Source organism: Citrobacter sp. VF227 (assembly GCF_052950715.1).
In genome coordinates this window covers 1-436 of the sequence record NZ_JBRFVF010000605.1, presented here as the reverse complement: position 1 = coordinate 436, position 436 = coordinate 1, and the positions used below count along the sequence as shown (strand labels likewise).

1 pseudogene is annotated in these 436 nt (G+C 56.2%); it reads left to right on the top strand.

The features are described 5' to 3' along the window. Positions 1–284: pseudogene (locus ACU8YC_RS28130) on the top strand (lactaldehyde reductase); the annotation flags it as partial. Positions 285–436: the final 152 nt, after the last annotated feature.

The window sequence follows — 436 nt, the reverse complement described above, 5'->3', positions numbered from 1 at the left end:
CTACAACGCCGAATTCACCGGAGATAAATTCCGCGATATCGCCCGGGTGATGGGGGGTTAAGGTTGAAGGATTAACGTTGACAGAAGCGCGGAAAGCAGCAGTGGATGCCGTCTTTGCGCGTAACCGCGATGTTGGGATCCCCCTGCACTTACGCGACGTTGGTGTACGTAAAGAGGATATACCTGCGCTGGCGCAAGCGGCATTAGACGATGTTTGTACTGGTGGAAACCCGCGTGAAGCGAGTCTTGGTGATATCGTCGAGCTGTACCATACTGCCTGGTAATCACCTGGCGTTTATCTGGCCTACAGGGGGACGATAAGTAGGCGGGCTAAGCGCAGCGCGATCCGGCAATAAGACTACCGGGCTAGGCGGAGGCGGAGGAGGTTTCCACAGAATTGTAAGTCCGGTTGCAACCGGGGGTGGAAACGACCGCG